Below are 17,892 nucleotides of genomic sequence, written 5' to 3'. Positions count from 1 at the left end.
AGGGTACTGATCACGCGGACCCGCCCCGGCAGGCGGTCACGCAGAGCGACGGGGTTCACGGCTGCCTTCCCGAGGTCGTGAGCTGGGTCAGCCAGTCCTCGTTCTGTCTGGCGATGACCTGCTCGCAGGCGGTGACGAAGTGGTCCTGCGCGGCGGGGTCCGGGCGGTCGGGCAGGGAGCGGGCGAGCTCCTCCAGGTCGTCGACCGTGCGGCGGTAGCGGACCACCAGCCGGTCGTAGCCGCTCTGCGCGATGTGGGCGGTGACGGCACCGGCGATCGTGGTGAGCAGACCCGCCCACACGGCCAGCTGGTAGCCCTGCACGGCACCGACGGCGGCGAGGGCGGCGGCCATGCCCTGGAAGACGTACTCCGCCATCCGCATCCGCTGCAGGTTGCGCCGCAGGCGTTTCGCGGTCGCGCGGTGGTAGGAGATCTGCTCGCGGACGCGGCCGTCCACATAGGAGCGCACGTCGCAGATCAACGGGGTGGCGTTCGCCAGCTCGTGCATCTGCTCGTCGCCCTCGACGCGTTCGACGTTCTCCTTCAGCAACGCCACGGCTCTCGGGTCGCGGTACGGCGCCGCGCCCGCGAGGTACTTGCACACCTCGGCCTTCACCTGTTCCGCGATGATCCGCGTGCTCGCCCAACGGTCGCGTTCCGCGGGTTCCTTCACGGCGCGCACCCAGATGCCGGCGATCACCAGTGCCGCGGTGAGAACGGCGACCGCGATGCCCGTGACCGGCAGCCACCGCGCGTTGAACTGCGCCGCGACGACCGTGAGCACCGCGCTGCCCGCGAGCGTGCCGAGCACGGCCATCCGGTAGCGCATCGCGCGGACCTTGTGGTGGTCGGCAGACCTCGACCAGGCTTCGTGCTTGCCCCACATCGCGCGGGCGACGTTCTCGTCGACGGCAGGTCTCCTGGCGAGCCGCGCAGGCTGCCCGGGCTCCGGACGGACGGTCGTGACGCCCTGCTCGGCCAGCCAGCGCCGGCTGATCGCGGCGTCGAACCCGGAACCGCCCCTGGCTTGCACGAAGGCGGCCACGAACGGGCTCGGCGCGGCGACGCGGTCCTCGATCCACGCGCACAACTGCTCGTGCCGCACCGCACCGTCCAGCCTGCCCGCGAGCTCGGTGAAGCGCGCGAGTCGTTGCGGCAGCGGATCGTTGCCGTGCACCACCTCCGGGAACGGCCACCCGGACTCCGGCTGGGCGACCTCGATGACTGTCGTCGGCGTGTCGTCCGCGACCACCTCGACGTGGTTCTGCGGAACGAAGAACACCGTGGCCTCCTCCCGTGCGTGCTGAAGGGTGCCGAGCAGCTCGACGGCGCGTTTGGTGGCCCAGTCGTTCGGCCGCGGCTCCTCGCGCACGTCGATCCGCAGCCGCCCTTCCTGCACCACCACCTCCTGCGACGGCCGGCCGGGCAGGAACACCAGGCGCGGCAGGTTCGGCTGCCCCGCGTCGTTCTCCTCATAGGTCGAGAACGTCCACTCGCGGTCGGGCAGCAGGGTCCGCAACGTCCACAGCGCGGACAGCTCCTTCCCGTCCGGCACGCCGATCACGCTGTACGTGCTGGACGGCCTGGCCAGCGCGCACGCCAGCAGCGGCAGGAGGATCGGGTCGTCCAGTGCCTTCGGCCGTGCGGACGGGTCGAACTCCTCCCGCACCACGTCCGGCAGCCGGTTGCTGATCGGCCGTTCGTCGAGCCACCGCAGCCAGCACGTCGTCATCGCCGGGACCAGCCGGGAGATCGTGCCGCGGTCGCCCACCAGCGCGTGCGCGACGTTGCGCCCGGCGTCACCGGGACGGGCGGAGCGGCGCAGCACGGCCGCGCTGCCGTCGGGGAACGACAGGTGGCCGAACGACGTGCCGGCGCGGCCGAGCAACCGCGTGTGCGGCCGCAGCTTCTCGTTCCAGGCGTCCCACGAGTCGGCGTCGTGGCTGGAGAAGGACGCCGCCACCAGGTCCATGCCCTTGGTCTCGCTGACCGCGAACAGCAACTGCTCCAGGCTCACGTGCCCACCTCCGCGGCCTGCGGGCCGTCGACGAGCCCGCACATGGACAGCAGCGCGAGCAGCGGGCGCAGCACGCGAGCCGGTCGGACACCGCGCGGGAACAGGTCGTTGCCGTCGGCCTGCGACCCCGTGGCCGACACGACGTGCAGCGTGCTGCGGCGGAACCGTTCGAAGACGTCGAGCATCGGCCGTGCCTCGTAGCGGTCCAGGAACGCGTAGACGTCCCTGCTCTCCTCGCGGAACACGCCTGCGTCCAACGGTTCCCGCAGGTCCTCGCGCCGGATCCAGTAGTCGACGGGGTGTTCGTAGCGCAGCTCGTCGGCCTTGGTCAGCACCACGGCGACCGGCAGGTCCTCCACGTCGTCGCGGCGGCCCATCCGTTCCAGGGCACCGGAGAACGCCGGGTTCCGGTTCGGCTGCCCGCCGCCGCGCAACGCCGGGAGCGCGCCCGCCGGGTGGTCGACGAACATCAACGCCGTCGCCCCGAGCACGAACTGGCCGCCGAGCGACTGCGGTCCCGACTGCACGAAGTCCTCGCCCGCCACGTCGAAGAACACGATCGGCCTGGTGGTGCCCGACGCCGTGCGCACCAGGAGGTAGGTGGCGAAGTCCTCCTTGAGGTCCTTGGTGGCGTTGAGCTTGTTGCCGCGCAGGAGCTGGTCGATCTCGCGCTGGAACGCCGCGTGCCGCAGCTCGTCCGCCGGTTCGAAGGCGAGGCCGTGGTGGCGCAGGTCGCCGCGCAACGCCTCGTGGATCATCGTGGTCAGCAGGTGCGTCTTGCCCGACGCGTGCCGGCCGACCAGGCCGATCACCACGGGGTCGCCGTGGTCGCGGTGCGAGACCGGCAGGTAGTGCTCGTGGTTCTCCTTGCCGGGGTTCGGGCACCTGACGTAGCAGCGGGCGCGGCGGTCCCTGCGCAGGACCTGGTTGGTGTGGCCGGAGAGGTCGGCCTTCACCCAGCGGGCACCGTTGTCGTCGACCACCCGCTTGTAGAGCTCGTCCTCGCGCCAGGCGAAGGACTCCAGGCAGATCGGGCACTGCACGCGCTTGTCCTCGGGAGTCGTCATCTACAGCACCGCCACCAGGACCGCGATGGTCGCGATCACGAGGAAGACCACCGCTGCCAACGGGATCAGCGGGACCTGCCGCGGTCCCGGCTTCGGTGCGCGCCTCGGTGCGACCGGCTGCGACACCGGCCGCACCACCGGTTTCGGCGGCCGCAGCTCGTCGAACCTGTCGTAGCCCGGTTTCATCGCCGCCGTCACGTCCACCGGCCTCGGCAGGGGATCCCTGTCGTTCAGGCGTTCCAGCACCTGCACGGCCGTCGGCCGCTGCTGCGGGTCCTGGTCGAAGACGCCGTGCAGCAACGACTCCAGCACCTCGGGCTGCGAGGCCAGGTCGGGGACGTCGCCCGGCTGGACGTGCCTGCCCGTGAACAGCTCGTAGACGACCCGGCCCGCCGCGCGCACGTCGTGGCCGGGATGCGCCACTGAACCGTTGCGGGACGGGCGAGGTGCCTCGCCGGTGCCCGTCGCGTGCTCCAGGTTGACGAGCTGGGTCGTCGCGCCGTCCCAGTACAACGACGGCAGCCCGACCGAGCCGTGCACCAGGCCGACGGCGTGCAGCTGGGCCAGCGCGCGGAAGAGACCGATCATGAACCGGCGGCGTTCGTCGATCAGCAACGTCCGCAGACCGCTGTCGACGCACTTGCCGCTCGGCGGTTCCAGCAGCAGGAACGGTTCCGCGGAGTCGAAGTCGTAGCCGACGATCTGCGGGAGTTCCGGCAGCGGGACCCGGTAACGGGTGTGCAGCCGGGTCAGCGCACGGATCTCGTTGTCCAGCAACGTTTCCGTGACGGCGAGGTCGTCACCCTGGGCGTGCAGCGACCTGAGCACCAGCGTTCTGCCGTCGTCGGTACGCACGCGGTCCGCGTCCAGGGCCTGGATCCGCCAGGACGCCGCGCGGCCCGCCGGGTCGCGTCCGGTGAGCGTGTCGAAGTTCGAGGTGGCGGAGTGCTTCACCGCTGGTCTCCCTGGGCGTGCACCGCGCGTTCGACGTACCGCGCGAGGATCGGGGTCAGCCGCAACGCGCCCACGGCGTCGCCCCTGGTGCGGATGATCTCGTCGCACCCGGCGTCGACGGGCGGCAGGTCCATGTCCGCCGACGCGAAGTGCACGATCCTCGCGTTGTCCGCTTGCAGCAGTCGGACGTCCTCCGCCGCGCACAGCTGCGTCATCCTGCTGCGCTCGGTGAGCTGCAGGATGCGCCGCGACGACGCCGAGCCCTGCCACAACGTCTCCGCGAGCCTGCGCCGGGGACCGTCGTCGGTGACGAACGCGGGCAACTCGCGCAAGCCGGCCTGTACGAGGTGGTCGTCGTAGGCGGCCACGAGTTCCTTCGCACGCGCCGAGGAACGCTGTGCGTCGGCGGAGAGCGGCATGCGGGAGGCGATCGCGTCGAACGACGGCCGCAGCACCTCCAGCGTGATCGCCACGAGGTCGTGGTGCAACACCTCGGCCAGCCCGGCCGAGGAGTCACCGCCGAACGTGTGCTCGGTGTCCTTGACGCCGGAGATCACGTCGCCGAACACCTCGGCCACGGCGTCGACCCCGGCCGCCACGACGAGCAGCGAGTCCGCGAGTCGGCGGCTGCGGTCGGCGGGCGACCAGCGCTGCTCGATCGTGCGCGACACCTGGTCGGACAGCCGCTTGGTAGCGTTCTGCGCCTGGCGCAACGGCACCGCGTCCCGCCAGCGGCCGGCCACGGCCCGCCACGCGAGCCAGGCCGACACCAGTGACACCGCGACCAGCACCACCAGCACGCCGGCGCCGATCAGCGCGTCGGACGACAGCGCTCCCGGAGACTTCAGCCCGGTGGCGGCGCCTGCGACGGAGGTGAACACCGTGGCGCCGAACACGAGCCCGAGGTCGGCACCGGCCGGGCAGGGCGCGGACAGCAACGCGACCAACCCTGTCCACAAAGGAACAATCAGCAGCATCGGCCACGCGCCGAACCCCGGCAACGCGGTGCTCAACAGAGAGGTCAGGAACATCACCGGCAGCAGGGGCGTGACCGGGATCGGCCACACCTTCACCCGCGGCGGCGCGATCAGCCCGTGCGCCCACGTCTGGAGGTCCGCGGCCGCGTCCTGCTCGGTCACCGCGAGGCTGCGCGCCGCACCGAGCCGGTTGCCCAGCCGGCGGGCCTGTTCGGCGATGCCCGGCAACGTGCGGCCGCCGAGCAGTTCGGTCGTCACCGCCTTGCGCACCGCGTCCGCCATCTCCTCCGAGTTGACCGGTGCGGGGGAGGGCAGGCCCTGTTCGAGGAGTTCGGAGGGCGGCGGGTACCCGTCGGCGAGGCTCGAATCCACGTCCTCCAACGCTCTGCGCGCCACCCGGTGGTACCGCAGCAGCGCGTCACCGGCGGTGCTGAGCCGGTCCAGCACCACCCGGTGCCTCTTCTTGAGACCCACCAGACCGCGCCACGACCGCCACCTGCCGATCGCCCGCGCCGCCGCGGTGAGCTCGCGGTGGGCGCGGGCCATCGCCTCGTGCAGCGGTGATCCCTCGCGCACCGACGTCGCGTCGCCCTCGGTCACGGAGCGCACCACGGACGTCAGCTCGGTCGACTCGCGGTCGTGCAGCCGTGCCGCCACCCCGGTGGCGACGAGCTGCCGCAACGCCCGCAGCTTCAACGCCCGCATCATTGCCGGTTCGACCGTCGCGTAGTCGACGGCCAGCCCGGGACTCGCGGCCTGGTGCGGCATCGCGCCGACCTCCGCGACCACCCGGTCGAACACCTCGGGGAACCGCAGGGCGACCAGCAGGTCGTCCACAGTGGACTCGCCGCCGCCGGCACCCGGCCGTTGCGAACCGCCCTCCCACGGCACACCGGATCCGCCGGTGACCCACAGCGTCACGCCGACGCCGGCCAGCGCCGAGGGTGTGCGCAGGACGGCGTCGATGCCGCCGATCGCCACCAGCACGACGCCGGTCACCTGCGGCAGCCGGGCGAGCCGCTCGAAGTGCACGTGGTGCTCGGCCAGCGCATCGGTCTTGTCGATCACCAGCACGCGGCTCGACAGGACCGGGCCGTCCGCGCCCTCCGGAGTGCGGAGGTCCAGCGTCATCACCGGGTCCGGGGTCACGGGCGCAGCCATTCCGGGTCGCGCGCGACCCACTCGCGCAGGTCGGACAGGGTGTCCTGCAACGGGTTGTTGACACCGCGGAACGGCAGCCGCAGCGCGCCGGGCAGGGTCTCCTCCCAGAACTCGCGCAACGCGAGCAGCCGGCGCGTGCCGCTGCCACCGGTGCGTTCGCGGAGCTCCGCGTCGATCCGGGCCAGTTCGGCCGGTGCCAGGCCGACGATCCGGTCGAAGAGCTGCGACGGCTTGTCCGGCCGCCGATCCAGACCGCGCGGGGTGGTCGCGATCAGCTTGGCGCAGAAGTCGCGCCGGATCTGCTCGTCGTCGGTCAGCACCCACGCCTCGTACGCGGACAGCAGGCTCGCCCAGCTCGACAGCCGCCCGAACGGTTCCAGCGGCAGCCGCATGCTCGCCTGCGCGCCGTCACCGAGCTTCACGGTGATCGCGGACGGCGAGTCCTCGTCTCCTGCCACGGCGATCTGGTCGTTCCACGCCGCGCACAGCAGGTGGTGCAGGATCCGTTCGCGGTGCTCTGCAATCGTGGCGAGGTAACCGAAGTCGTAGCCCAGACGCTGCCGCCAGCGCAGGAAGTCCTGCTGCTCCTCGTTGCGCAGCGCGTCCGACCAGTGCTTGAGCACCTCGCGGACCTCGGGCACCTCGGTCAGTCCCATGGAGCTGCGGAACAGCACGACGGTGATCGACTCGGCCGCGATCGGCCGGAACTCGACGACGGCGTCCTGCCGCGGCAGCGACACCTCGTGGCGCAGGAACTTCTCCAGCTCGAAGTCCTGGGCGGAGGCGGGGTAGCTGAACAGGATCCGCAACCGGCCGGTGCCGCTCGGCGCGAATCCTCCCGGCACGAGCCCGGCGAGCTTCTCCCGGAACTGCGCCAGTTCGTCGTCACCGACCTGGACGCCCGGCTTGCCCGCGGCGGCCGCCAGCAGGTCCTGCAACGCGGGGAGCAACGGCCGGTGCTGCCCGTCGCGGTAGGAGAAGAGCCGTTTCACGGCCTGCTTCACCCGGTCCTTGACGTGCGCCACGGCCATCGCCGGGCCGCGGCCGTCCAGCACCATGTCGTAGGCGTGCTTCCAGCCCTCCTCGCCGAGGATCTCGGTGACGAGGTCGCCCGGCGTCGCGGTCGGCCGCAGCTTGCCGCCCTGGTGCACGTAGTAGTCCACGAACCGGCGCACCACGGCCTGGTAGAACGGTTCCAGGTCGCCCTGGCGCGGCAGCAGGTACGTGACTCCGACGCGCTGCTGGTACAGCTCGCGGGCGCGGGCGGTGAACCGTCGCTCGCTCTGCCGCGCGTGGTCCTCGAACGCGTTCACCAGCGACAGGACCTGCTGCTGCACGGCCTTGAGCTTGAGGTCCCAGCGCACCGCCTGGTCGTTCCACGCCGCGTGCCAGACCCGCTTGGCGCGCCAGGCGTACCAGTCGTTCTGGCGCGCGATCGCCGCCCGCACGGCGGGGTCGGAGAACTGGAGCTTGCGCAGGAACTTGCCCTTGATCCCCGCGGCGGCCGGAGGGTTCAGCGTCAGGCCGGCGGGGGCGGTGGGTTCGCCGCGGCGCAGTTCGAGGATCTTGGCGAACCCGAGCGCGCTGGCCTCGTCGGTGAGCCCGTCGTGGCCGTTGAGAACCCGCCTGAGCCGGAACAGGTCGACCTCGCCGAGCAGCGACTTCACCGCGCGGCCGGCGTCGAACGTCTGCACCATGTCGGGGATCTGCCTGGCCAGCTGCTGGTCGAGCGTGCGCAGGCCGGACTCCATCGTGCGGGCCCGCGTGGCGAGCGCCCGCGCGATCGCCTCGGCGCCCGACACCGCCGAGACCTCGTTGATCGGCACCGGAGCGCGCAGCCGCAGCGGGTCCAAATTGGACTCCGTGAAGAACCTCTCGATGAACGGCGAGTTGTTCTCCGCCTGCCCGGTGCCCGGCTCGTCCAGCTCGGTGACCGCGGCGGCGAGCAGGCGCGAGCTGATGATGTCCGCGATGTCGTCCACCGGCACGGTCATCGACGCGACGGAACTCGTTGACACACCGCGGTTCCCGATGCCGGTCGCGGCGGGCACCTCGCGTTCGACGGCGCCGTTGATGAACGAGTCCGCGAAGCTCATGTACGTCTGCGCGACGGCCTGGCGCCCACCGTCGCCGTCGGTGCCGAGGTCCGTGCCGATCAGCGACAGCACCAGCGACACGATCGACCGGTGCAGGTCCTCGCGCTGCACCCCGGGGCCCTTGCCGAACAGGAACGCGGTCTGCACGGTCGAGGCGCGCAGCCGGATCTCCTCGCGGTCCGGGTAGCGCACCGAGAGCTGGCCGCTGATCCCGGAGCTGTCCAGCTCGGTGCCCGCGACCTGGGCGTTCTGGTCGTCCACCAGCCGGAACAGGTCGAGCAGCGACCGCCCCGCGTTGAGCCGCGCCGCCCTGCCGCCGCCGAGCCCCTCGTCGAACGCGCTCGGCATGAGCACCAGCGGGAAGATCCTCGCGCGGTAGTCCTGGTGCGCGAAGACGTCGCCGATCAGGTGCAGGAAGTCGAAGAAGATGCCGCTGCCCGTGCCGCCCGCGACGCTGAACGCCACGAACACGTCGCAGGACAACGACCTCTTGCCACCACCGAGCAGCGCGAGCTCGCCGAGCGAGTTGTTGATCGCGCCGATCGCCTTGCGCAGCGGTGCCTGCGCCGCCGACGTGCCGCCGCGGAACGTCTCGAACAGGGCCGCGCGGCCGACCGTCGGGAGTTGACCGGCACCGCGGGCGAGCGGGCCGATCCGCGGTTCGCCCAGCGGCGGTGGCAGCCACGGTTCGACGTACTGGGAGGCGGCGAGACGCAGGCTGCGCGCGACCTCGGGGTAGGTGTCGTGGTGCGGCACCAGTTCCCGCACGAGGTGCATGGTGCGTTCGGCGGCGGACAGGTACTCGGGATCGGGCACGACCCGGCGTTCCAGGGAACCGAACTCGTCCTCGCTGAGATCCGCGTAGACGAACTGCAGGCACGACGGCAGCTGGTACGGCAGGAAGTTCTTGCCCTGCATGCGCTGCTGGAGCTCGGTGCCGTCCGGGCCGCACAGCTCCTCGCGCAGCCTGCGCTCCAGCTCGGCGCCGACGCGACAGCCGGTGCCACCCAGTCCGACGTACAGCATGGGCTGGTAGATCTGCATCGTTGTCCCTCCGGCTAGAGCAGGTGGTTGTCGGACGGCCGTTGCTGCGGTTCCGCGGCGGTGAACGGGTCCTGGTGGTGTTCTTCGGAGAAGCCGACGGGGGAGTGCTCGTCCTCCACCTCGATCGACAGGCTCGGGCTCACGTCGACCCGCTCGCCGAGGTGCAGCGACTGCGTGTCGCCGTAGGGAGTGCGCAGCTGCAGGCGGCCGCCGACCCTGCTGAGCTCGTAGCTGTCCTCGCCGCCCGCCGAGTGCGCGAGGTGCGGCACGCCGGCCGCCGCCTCGCCGAGGTGGAAGCGGAACACGGACGACGGCTGCTCCGGTGCGGCCAGGTCGCCGCGCGACCGGTGGCCGTCGTAGAGGTGGACGACCAGCCCGCGCACGTCGCGGCGCCTGCGCCGGTGCAGGAACAGGACGAGTGCGGTGGTGACGACCGCCGCGATCGTGATGCCGATCGCGATCTGCGTCAGCGGCGGCGGTTCCTCGACGTTCGCCGTGAGCCGCCACTCGTAGATCACGTCGTCCGGGTTCTCGTCGTCCACGACCCGCAGCGTCACCGCGTTGGCGCCCTTGACGGTGTCGTCGGCGAAGGCGAGGTCGAAGTCGAACGTGCTGGTGCCCGACGGCGGCACGTCGAGCACGGTCTGCTCGCCGGGGATGCTCGCGACCGTGCCGGGAGCGGCGTCGGCGACGACGATCCTGGCCTTGCGGGCGCGGCCGGAGTTGTTGGTGACCGTGACCGTGCCGCTGACCGTGTCGCCCGGTGCGACGTTCCAGTCGGTGTTGCCGAACGTGGTGGTCGCGACCAGCGGGCGCGGGCCCGTGACGAGGGCCGCCTCGACGATCCTGGTGTCGCTGCTGATGCCGATGCCCGCGACCGTGCCGGTGAACTTGACCGCGCCCTTCGCCTCGCCCGGGATGACGATCTTGCCCGAGTAGACGCCGTCCTGGTTGCGGCTGTCGCCGTTCTGGGCGTCGTCGTTGAGCGGGATCGGGGTGGTGAAGCCCTCCCCCTCGACGTCGGCGGTGAACGACAGGTCCTTCAACGCGCTCGGGTCGGTGATCGACCGGCTCCTGGTGTGCAGGCTCAGCGCGACCGTGACCTCCTGACCCGCCTGGGGCGCGGGAGGGTTGACGGTCATGCTCGACCGCACCGCGCCCTGGTACATCACGACGGTGCTGACGTCGAGCGGGGGCACGCCCGGTGCCGACGTGATCTTGACGGTCCACGTGCCGGGCAACGGGTTCACGATCCGCAGCCCCTCGACCGTGCCGTTCTCACCGCTGACCTGGAACGTGGAGTCGCCCTGGGTACCGGACTTCGGCACGGTCCTGCCGTCCGGGTCCACATAGGACACCGCGATGCGCGAGTCGTGCTTGGTGACGAGGATCGAACCGTCGGTGGCGATCACCGGGATGGTGACCTTGGCCTCGGCGGTGCCGCCACTGCTGACCGGGGTGCGCTGGATGTCACTTGCGCCGGCGCATCTGGCCGCCTGGAAGGCTTTGATGAGCGCCTGGGCCACGTCGGCCGAGCTGCTGACGACGGTCGCGGCCGGTGTCGGGGACTTCACGCCGCACTGGCCCTGGAACGAGCCCTTCGCGAACCTGTCGAGCTGCGCCTGGTCGACGTTGCCGAAGCCCAGCGGCCAGATCTGCGTCTTCTCCCGGTTCGCCTGCTGCAGCAGTGTCCCGATCAGCTCGGAGGCGGTGCGGTTGCGCTGGTCGCCGACGTTGTCCGGGCCGTAGCGAGGGCTGTCGGAGACGTCGAGCTTGCCGTCGGTGAGCAGGAAGATCAGCTTCGGGCCGTTCTTGTCGCCCTCGAGGTAGCTCAACGCCTGCTGGAGCGCGGCCGCGTGGTCGGTCCCCTCTCCCTCACCGGACTTGCGGCTCTTCAGCCCGCGGGTGCAGTCGCTGAGGCGCTGGCGGTCCTGAGCGGTCGCGACCGTGCTGGGCGGGCACACCACGTCGACCGGCGACTGGCCGCCGTTGTCGCTGCCGAACCCGACGACCGCGATGGTGCTCGACGGCGCGAACTCTCCGAGTGCGATCAGCGCGGCGGCGTCCCGTTCCCGGTCCACGTCCTGCGCGCTGATGCTGCTCGACTCGTCGACCAGGACCACGATGTTCGCGGGCGTGATGACGGGTTCCGGTTGCTGTTGTTGCGGTGCCGCGCCTGCTGGTGAGGACGTGGACAGCAGTAACGCGGCAGCTGTCGAGGCGAGCACGGAGAGACGCATGAGTCAATTCACCCACTGACGCTGGTGGAATGTGGCGGGCGGTATTTCGATCGAACGCGCGCGCTGGCTCGTTACTGCCCTAATGACCGCAATCGTGCGGCGTATAAGCGCAGGTCACCGTGATTCCACCGCGCATGGATTCAATCTGTTTGCGCCGGGTGAGTGAAATTTTGACGGTGCTGAAACATCGGCGTGCATGGGCGCGATTATGCCCGGTCATTTGGGTGAAAATCATGGACAAAACCTGGTCAATAGATGACCGATGGAGATGTCAGGTGCGCGCCGGAAACGCGTCGATAGGACGCGGTTATGAGAATCCGTTGTCAGAACTGGGCGACGGCTTCGGGGGCGTAGCCGTAAAAGCCGGGAAGACCACCCGTGTGGAGGAACACGACGGGCACGTCGCTGAGCGGCGCCAGCTCGCGGAACTTCACGGCGGCCTTGCCGGTGTAGACGGGGTCCAGGAGCACGCCCTCGGTCTCCGCGAACAGCTTCAGCACGCTCCACATGTCCTGCGTCGGCACGCCGTAACCCGGCCCGATGGTGTCGTCGGTGACGGTGACGTGGCCGAGCTTCGGTTTTCCGGCCCCGAGCAGAGCGGCGGCGTCGGTGGCGAGGCTGTGCAGTTCCTGCTCGGCGTCCTGGGCGGTGTGCGAGACGCTCGCCGCGTGGACGGTGCCGCCCCAGCCCAGGAGCTCGGTGCCGAGCGCGATGCCGGCCGCCGTGGCGCCGCTGCCGTCCGGGACGACGATGGTGGCGTTGTCGATGCCTCGGTCGTTCAGCTGCCCGACGAGCTCGACGGCGGCCGCGACGTACCCGAGCGTGCCGAGACCGTTCGAACCGCCGACGGGCAGCGTGACGGCCTTGTCGTGGTTGACCTTCTCGTAGGCCTTGACGGTCTCGTCGGCGTCCGCGCAGACGTGCACGTTCGCGCCGAACATGTGGTCCAGCACGACGTTGCCGGACTTCTCGTAGGCGTCGCCCTTCATCGGCACCTTGGCGGTGAGGACGAGCTCGCAGCGCAGCCCGAGCTTCGCGCACGCGGCTGCGGTCTGCCGGCCGTGGTTGGTCTGCAGCGCGCCGAACGTGATGATCGTGTCCGCGCCGTCCTCGATCGCCTGGCCCAGCAGGAACTCGAGCTTGCGCAGCTTGTTGCCGCCCGCGCCGAGGCCGTTGACGTCGTCGCGCTTGATCAGGACCGGCGGGCTGCCGAGCGCGGCGGCGAGCCTCGGAGCGTCGTCGAGCGGGGTCGGCCAGTTGCCCAGTGCGACTCGGGGGAACGCGCTCAGGTCCATGCCCGCGAGCTTAGGTCAGACTTCGCGGCCGAACTCCGCGTAGCGCGTGGATCCGCTCTCCAGTGCTTCCAGTGCGAGCGTCAACCTGCGGTGCAGCGACGGGTAGATCCGCGGCTTGGCCTCCTCGAGCGTCAGGTACACCACGGCTTCGAGCTCGTCGTCGTGCGCGGTGGCGTCGTCGACGATCCCGCCGTCGAACACGAACTGGTGGCAGTCGCGCCAGACCCCGTTGCGCGGCGTCCAGTCCACCACGAGCAACCGGCCGAGCTCGACGGTGAGCCCGAGCTCCTCCCGGATCTCGCGGACCGCCGTGGCCTTCGGGGACTCGTTGTCGTCGGTCATGCCGCCGGGGATGTCCAGCACGGGCTTGTACGTCGGCACCACGAACAGGACCCGTCCGGCGGAGTCGCGGATCAGCGCGCCACCGGCACACGTCTTGGTGGGCCTGCGCGAGGCGATGCCCGGTTCGTACTCGAGTTCGGCTGGACCCTCGTCCAGGACGTCGGTGGCGAAGGCGGCGGGGTCACCCGCGTGGAGAGCAGACACGAGTTGATGATCACACCACAGGGTGAATCGCGCACGGGGCGTGCCGGGGTTCACGCCTGGTGGGTGAATGTGCCGCGATGACGGAACGCAACCAAACGACCGGGGAGTACGCTTGACCCTGTAACTCCGTGCGATCAATCGCCGATGTCCACGGCAACATCGGTGGAGGTGACGCCAATGGGGGCAACCGGTGCCGCCAAGCGCAGACGCGACGGTAGATCGGCCCCGTGGTCGGTGGTCGGGCTGACGGTCGTCTTCGTCGTGGTGGCCCAGGTCCAGTTCGCCATCGCGATCGCGGAAGAGGTCTGGTGGCCTGCCGCGCTCGGGGCGTTGCTGCTGGCAGCGGCGGTCGCGTTCGTCAAGACGGCGCGCAGGCTGCGGTGGGAGGACGACGACCTGTACGAGGCGCCGCCCGAGGTGGGCAAGCCGCTCCCCGCCCACTACGAGGCCCACGTCGACCCCGACGGAAGCCTCGCCCGCGCGGTCGGCGAGGTGGTTCACGCCTCCCGCCGCTGGAGGGCCTGACAGCGCTCATACGGCGGAAGACCGGGCCGCGGTGGTCCGGTCATGTCGCCACGTCCTCGCTGAGATGGAGCCATGCCGACGTCCGCCGAGTGGCTCGAAGTCCGCGCGCACCTGCTGGAGCACCGCCACGCCCTGGCCCTCAAGGCCGTGTCGGAGTACCCGTCGCTGCCCAAGGTCGCGGGCACGCCACTGCTCACGACCCCGGGTTGGATGCCTTCCTCGCCCGTTCCGCTGGCCGACCTCTCCCTGGAACTGGGCCGCTCGCCCGCCTTCTCACCTGACTGCGGGACGTTGCTCCCCGACGGCTTCGGCAGCTACTCCGAGGCGATGGCCGCGCTCGCCGCACCCACCGTGTTCCAGAACCGCGAGACCTACCGCCTGCTCGGCTTCACCGGCCGCCACCTCACGTTCGGCCTCGGCACCTACTTCGACGGCATCGACGTGGGCGAGGCCTGCGCCCACGAGTACGCGGCCCTGTCGACGGGCCGGATCTCCTCGCTGCCGCTGCGGTCGTCCATCGGCGATCCCTGCGACCTCACCGCCCGCCCGGTCAACGTCGCCATCAGCACCTTGACCATCCGCCACGATCCCTCAGGCTCGACGTTCTTCCTGCACTGGCGCGACCCGAAGCGCGTCGGCCACGCGGGCGGCATGTACCAGGTGCTGCCCGTCGGCGTGTTCCAGGGCGCGCAGAACAGCGACTTCTCGTTGTGGCACTGCATGATCCGCGAGTTCGCCGAGGAACTGCTGGGCGTCCCGGAGATCCACGCGCCGGACTACGGCACCTGGCCGTTCGCTGCCTCGTTGACTGCGGCGGCGCGTGTGTACTACCTCGGCACGGGTGTGGACCCGTTGACGTTCGCCACCGACATGCTCACCGTCGCGGTGTTCGAGGCATCGCGGTTCGACGCGCTGTTCGGGGATCTGGTGTCGCACAACGAGGAAGGCCGTGTGCTGGAAGGACTTCCGTTCACCGCCGCGAACGTCGAACGGTTCGTGCACCACGAACCGACTCAGGCGGCGGGGGCGGCGCTGCTGTCGCTGGCGTGGCAGCACCGCGCAGCCCTGCTCATGAGCTGAACGGGTTGGGCAGGTGTGCCCACGCCTTCGTGCCAGGGTCGAGCCGCATCAACGTGAGCGGCTTGGCCGGCAGCGGATCGTGCAGCAGCGCGTGCCGGTCCGGTGTGTCCGGAACGGTCTTCGCCACCACGTCCCAGAGTTCGGCTGCAGGCGCGTCGAGTGCTCCGACGACTCCGGTCAGCGCCGTCGCGAAGAACGTGGCGAACGTCTTGGCGCGCAAGGCTTCCTGGTCGGCGTGCAGTCGTGCGGGGAGGTTCTCGCGAGGGCTGACGCGGATGTCGGCCAGGTCGCGGTAGATCAGCCGGCGCGGTCTGCCGTTCACCAGGCCCACCAGCAGGTTCTGCTCGTGCGCCTCCAACGCCACCCCGCGGGCGAGCAGGGTCATCAGCGGCGGCACGGTCAGTTCCGCGAACTCCGTCAGCCACGTCACCGGGTCGCCCAGCGAGCGGATGGGCGCAGGGCCGCCGTCGACCGGGCGGGCGGTCAGTGCGGCCAGCGGAAGCAGGGTTTCGCCGTCGAGCGGCACGGGCCTGTCGCGCAGGATCACGCCCAGCGCGCGGTTCGGTTCGCCGTCGGTGAGGACCGCGGCCGAGGCCCTGTTGTGCTGGAGTTCGAGGCCCTCGACGACGTCGTCGAGGAAGTCGGAGACCGTCACCGCGGTGGTGATCGAGTTGCCGGAGATGTCCCGCACGGCCGAGGTGATCTGTGCGCTCAGCGTCGTTTTGACGTGCCAGTCGCCTGCCGACAGCGTTCGCAGGGTCATCAGCGGGTGTGCGGGCAGGGTGCCGGTGCTGAAGACGTTCAGGCGGTCGGCCTGCCACGGGTGGACCGGGAGGAGGATCGACGGGCCGTCGCGGAGTTTTCCCGGCCAGTCGCCGAAGACCACGTGGTCGCGGGCCGGGTGCAGGCGCAGCGCGACCACCGGGCGGTGTTCCGGGCCGTACGCGAGGTGGTCGTGGGCCGTGAAGCCGGTGCGGTTGCGGCAGCACGGGTGCAGCGGATGGCCGTCGACCACGCTCTGCTCGTGCTCCTCGAGCGACCTTTCGAGGAATGGAGTCATGAGTGGGCTCGTTGTGCGGGAGAGCGCCAGTCCGGCCACGCTGTGGGCCACCTCGGCGATGAGGTTCGCGGAGTGCGGCCAGTGTTGTGCGGCGAGGAGGTCGACCGGGTGGAGGTGCTCGTCCGGATCGGTGTTGACCTGCGGCAACGGCTCGATCGTGAACGCCCGGCGCAGGCGCGCCGAAATCGCCGCGCGGGCTTCCGGCAGTGCCGCGAGAAATCGTTCGGCACGGTCGGCTGGAAGTGCGGCGGCGAATTCGGACTCGACCCGCGTTTGCGTCAGAATGACCAGATCCTGACACATCGCCTTCAGGGAAGCGGACACCGGTGGAAGCGATCACTGACCCCGACGGCATCACCTCGACCGCCCTGCTCAACTGCCTGCGGCGCGAGGTGGGGGAGCAGGGGCCCTGCGGCACGATCAGGTTGCCCCGCACCGGTGTCCTGCTGCGGGCGCGGGAGGGGCGCTGGCTCTCGGACCCCGAGATGTTCTCCGGGGCGTGGCAGCCCGTGTCGTGGCACGAGCTCGCGGTGCTCGTCACCAAGGAGCTCGGTGACCCGCCGGTCGGGTTCCTCGACGAGATCGCGGGGTCGCGGTCGGCGATCGCCGCCGTCCTCGACGCCCGGCCCGCAGCGCCCGGCGACCTCTACCAGCGCTCCGAGCAGGCGCTGATCGCCGGCCACCGCTACCACCCGGCACCGAAGGGACGCGGGGGCGTGCCCGCCTCCGAGTGGCTCCCGTACGCGCCCGAGGTGCACGCGCGGTTCTCGCTGGCGCAGCTGGAGGGGGAGTTCGTCGACGACGGCGAGGTGCCGCTGCCCGCTGGGATCCTGCCCGCGCACCCGTGGCAGCTCTCGTTGCTGGGAATGAGCGGGACCTCGACCGGTCACGAGGTCTGGCCGACGTCCTCGGTGCGCACGGTGTACGACCCGGCGGCGGACCTGTTCTACAAGTTCAGCCTCGACGTGCAGATCACGAACGACGTGCGCCGGCTCTGGGCGCACGACCTGCGCTGGATCCCGCCGCTCGCGCGCCTGCTCAGACCGGTGTTCGACGACATCGCCTCGGTGTACCCCGGCACGGCGTTCCTGATCGACCGCGGCTATCGGACGTTGCCGGATTCCTTCGAGGGCCTTGCTGTCGTGGTGCGGGACGGCATCAGGCAGCACGTGCTGCCCGGCGTGACCCCGTTGCTGGCGGCCGGAATCAGCGAAGGATTCGACGGAAACCCGTTGGACGGACTGGATCGCGACGACGCGCTGCGGTGGTTCCGGCAGTACGTCTCCGTCGTCGTTCCTCCTGTGCTGCACGCGTTCTTCGCGCACGGAGTCGTGATGGAGTGCCACCTGCAGAACGTTCTGGTGGGAGTGGACGCCGGGGGAATGCCGGTTCAGGCGATCTTCCGCGACCCGGAGGGAATGCGGTTGCTGCCGCGCCATGCCCGGTTGCTGTCCGAAGTGGACGGAGACGGTGGCTCGCGCGGTGTGTCCGAGGCGAAGGGCTGGGAGCGGCTCCAGTACTGCCTCGTCGTGAACCACCTCATCGAGATCGCGGGCGCTGTGCTGGACCGGCACCCCGGTCTGGACGTGTGGGCGGAAGCGCGGGATGTCTTCCGCTCGTACGGATCGTTCACACTGCTGAACTCGTTGCTGGAGAGTCCGTCGGTGCCCGCGAAGGCGAACCTCCTGCTGCGCTGGACCCGTGCGGAGGGTGCGACGAGCGTCTACGTCGACTGCCCGAACCCGTTGTACCAGAACTAACTCCGTACCGAAGCCGAGCGGATCAGGCATATTTCTTTGGCGCGAAAAGCACGTTCGGGCCATCTATCGG

12 protein-coding genes are annotated in these 17,892 nt (G+C 70.5%); 3 read left to right on the top strand and 9 right to left on the bottom strand.

Going from position 1 to position 17,892, the window contains the following annotated elements; genetic code table 11:
• Window positions 1-55 precede the first annotated feature (55 nt).
• From ACFOWZ_RS30475 to ACFOWZ_RS30440, 8 genes are all read right to left on the bottom strand, one after another.
• Entirely contained in the window at window positions 56-2,017 is a 1,962-nt protein-coding gene (locus ACFOWZ_RS30475) for a DUF4231 domain-containing protein (RefSeq protein WP_382377356.1), read from the bottom strand.
• Complete coding sequence (locus ACFOWZ_RS30470) at window positions 2,014-3,084, bottom strand: TRAFAC clade GTPase domain-containing protein (protein WP_382377355.1); 1,071 nt, start codon at window positions 3,082-3,084, stop codon at window positions 2,014-2,016. The genes ACFOWZ_RS30475 and ACFOWZ_RS30470 overlap by 4 nt, the downstream gene beginning before the upstream one ends.
• Window positions 3,085-4,038 carry a hypothetical protein gene (locus tag ACFOWZ_RS30465; RefSeq protein ID WP_382377354.1) on the bottom strand — a complete coding sequence of 318 codons (954 nt, stop codon included), beginning with the start codon at window positions 4,036-4,038 and terminating at the stop codon, window positions 3,085-3,087.
• Window positions 4,035-6,176 carry a hypothetical protein gene (locus ACFOWZ_RS30460; RefSeq protein WP_382377353.1) on the bottom strand — a complete coding sequence of 714 codons (2,142 nt, stop codon included), beginning with the start codon at window positions 6,174-6,176 and terminating at the stop codon, window positions 4,035-4,037. The genes ACFOWZ_RS30465 and ACFOWZ_RS30460 overlap by 4 nt, the downstream gene beginning before the upstream one ends.
• Window positions 6,161-9,316, bottom strand: a complete 3,156-nt coding sequence (locus ACFOWZ_RS30455; protein ID WP_382377352.1) for a tubulin-like doman-containing protein — start codon at window positions 9,314-9,316, stop codon at window positions 6,161-6,163. The genes ACFOWZ_RS30460 and ACFOWZ_RS30455 overlap by 16 nt, the downstream gene beginning before the upstream one ends.
• Before the next feature lie 14 nt (window positions 9,317-9,330).
• On the bottom strand, window positions 9,331-11,556 hold the full coding sequence (locus ACFOWZ_RS30450) for a VWA domain-containing protein (RefSeq protein WP_382377351.1): 2,226 nt from the start codon (window positions 11,554-11,556) through the stop codon (window positions 9,331-9,333).
• Between the two features lie 323 nt (window positions 11,557-11,879).
• The gene (locus ACFOWZ_RS30445) at window positions 11,880-12,851 is read right to left on the bottom strand and encodes a D-cysteine desulfhydrase family protein (RefSeq protein WP_382377350.1); all 972 of its coding nucleotides are present in this window, start codon (window positions 12,849-12,851) and stop codon (window positions 11,880-11,882) included.
• Between the two features lie 15 nt (window positions 12,852-12,866).
• Window positions 12,867-13,397, bottom strand: a complete 531-nt coding sequence (locus tag ACFOWZ_RS30440; RefSeq protein ID WP_382377349.1) for an NUDIX domain-containing protein — start codon at window positions 13,395-13,397, stop codon at window positions 12,867-12,869.
• 177 nt (window positions 13,398-13,574) lie between these two features.
• Between ACFOWZ_RS30440 and ACFOWZ_RS30435 the strand changes: the two genes are divergently transcribed.
• Complete coding sequence (locus ACFOWZ_RS30435; protein ID WP_382377348.1) at window positions 13,575-13,922, top strand: hypothetical protein; 348 nt, start codon at window positions 13,575-13,577, stop codon at window positions 13,920-13,922.
• A gap of 72 nt (window positions 13,923-13,994) precedes the next feature.
• Window positions 13,995-15,002, top strand: a complete 1,008-nt coding sequence (locus tag ACFOWZ_RS30430) for a hypothetical protein (protein WP_382377346.1) — start codon at window positions 13,995-13,997, stop codon at window positions 15,000-15,002.
• Here the strand turns inward: ACFOWZ_RS30430 and ACFOWZ_RS30425 are convergent.
• Window positions 14,992-16,365 (bottom strand): IucA/IucC family protein, encoded by a 1,374-nt coding sequence (locus ACFOWZ_RS30425; protein ID WP_382377345.1) that lies wholly within the window; start codon window positions 16,363-16,365, stop codon window positions 14,992-14,994. The genes ACFOWZ_RS30430 and ACFOWZ_RS30425 overlap by 11 nt on opposite strands.
• 23 nt (window positions 16,366-16,388) lie before the next feature.
• Here ACFOWZ_RS30425 and ACFOWZ_RS30420 point away from each other — a divergent pair, with 23 nt between their 5' ends.
• Window positions 16,389-17,822: an IucA/IucC family protein gene (locus ACFOWZ_RS30420; protein WP_382377344.1), complete on the top strand. Its 1,434-nt coding sequence runs from the start codon at window positions 16,389-16,391 to the stop codon at window positions 17,820-17,822.
• Window positions 17,823-17,892 lie beyond the last annotated feature (70 nt).

Source organism: Lentzea rhizosphaerae (genome assembly GCF_042649515.1).
Taxonomy (GTDB): Bacteria; Actinomycetota; Actinomycetes; order Mycobacteriales; family Pseudonocardiaceae; genus Lentzea; species Lentzea aerocolonigenes.
The sequence above is the reverse complement of the archived record's forward strand: the minus strand, read 5'-3'. Positions and strand labels throughout refer to the sequence as shown.

Excerpts from the sequence above, each read along its gene's own strand:
- ACFOWZ_RS30470 (WP_382377355.1), bottom strand. The coding sequence starts at position 3,084 with ATGACGACTCCCGAGGACAAGCGCGTGCAGTGCCCGATCTGCCTGGAG.
- ACFOWZ_RS30445 (WP_382377350.1), bottom strand. The coding sequence starts at position 12,851 with ATGGACCTGAGCGCGTTCCCCCGAGTCGCACTGGGCAACTGGCCGACC.
- ACFOWZ_RS30455 (WP_382377352.1), bottom strand. The coding sequence starts at position 9,316 with ATGCAGATCTACCAGCCCATGCTGTACGTCGGACTGGGTGGCACCGGC.
- ACFOWZ_RS30425 (WP_382377345.1), bottom strand. The coding sequence starts at position 16,365 with ATGTGTCAGGATCTGGTCATTCTGACGCAAACGCGGGTCGAGTCCGAA.
- ACFOWZ_RS30435 (WP_382377348.1), top strand. The coding sequence starts at position 13,575 with ATGGGGGCAACCGGTGCCGCCAAGCGCAGACGCGACGGTAGATCGGCC.
- ACFOWZ_RS30430 (WP_382377346.1), top strand. The coding sequence starts at position 13,995 with ATGCCGACGTCCGCCGAGTGGCTCGAAGTCCGCGCGCACCTGCTGGAG.
- ACFOWZ_RS30450 (WP_382377351.1), bottom strand. The coding sequence starts at position 11,556 with ATGCGTCTCTCCGTGCTCGCCTCGACAGCTGCCGCGTTACTGCTGTCC.
- ACFOWZ_RS30460 (WP_382377353.1), bottom strand. The coding sequence starts at position 6,176 with ATGGCTGCGCCCGTGACCCCGGACCCGGTGATGACGCTGGACCTCCGC.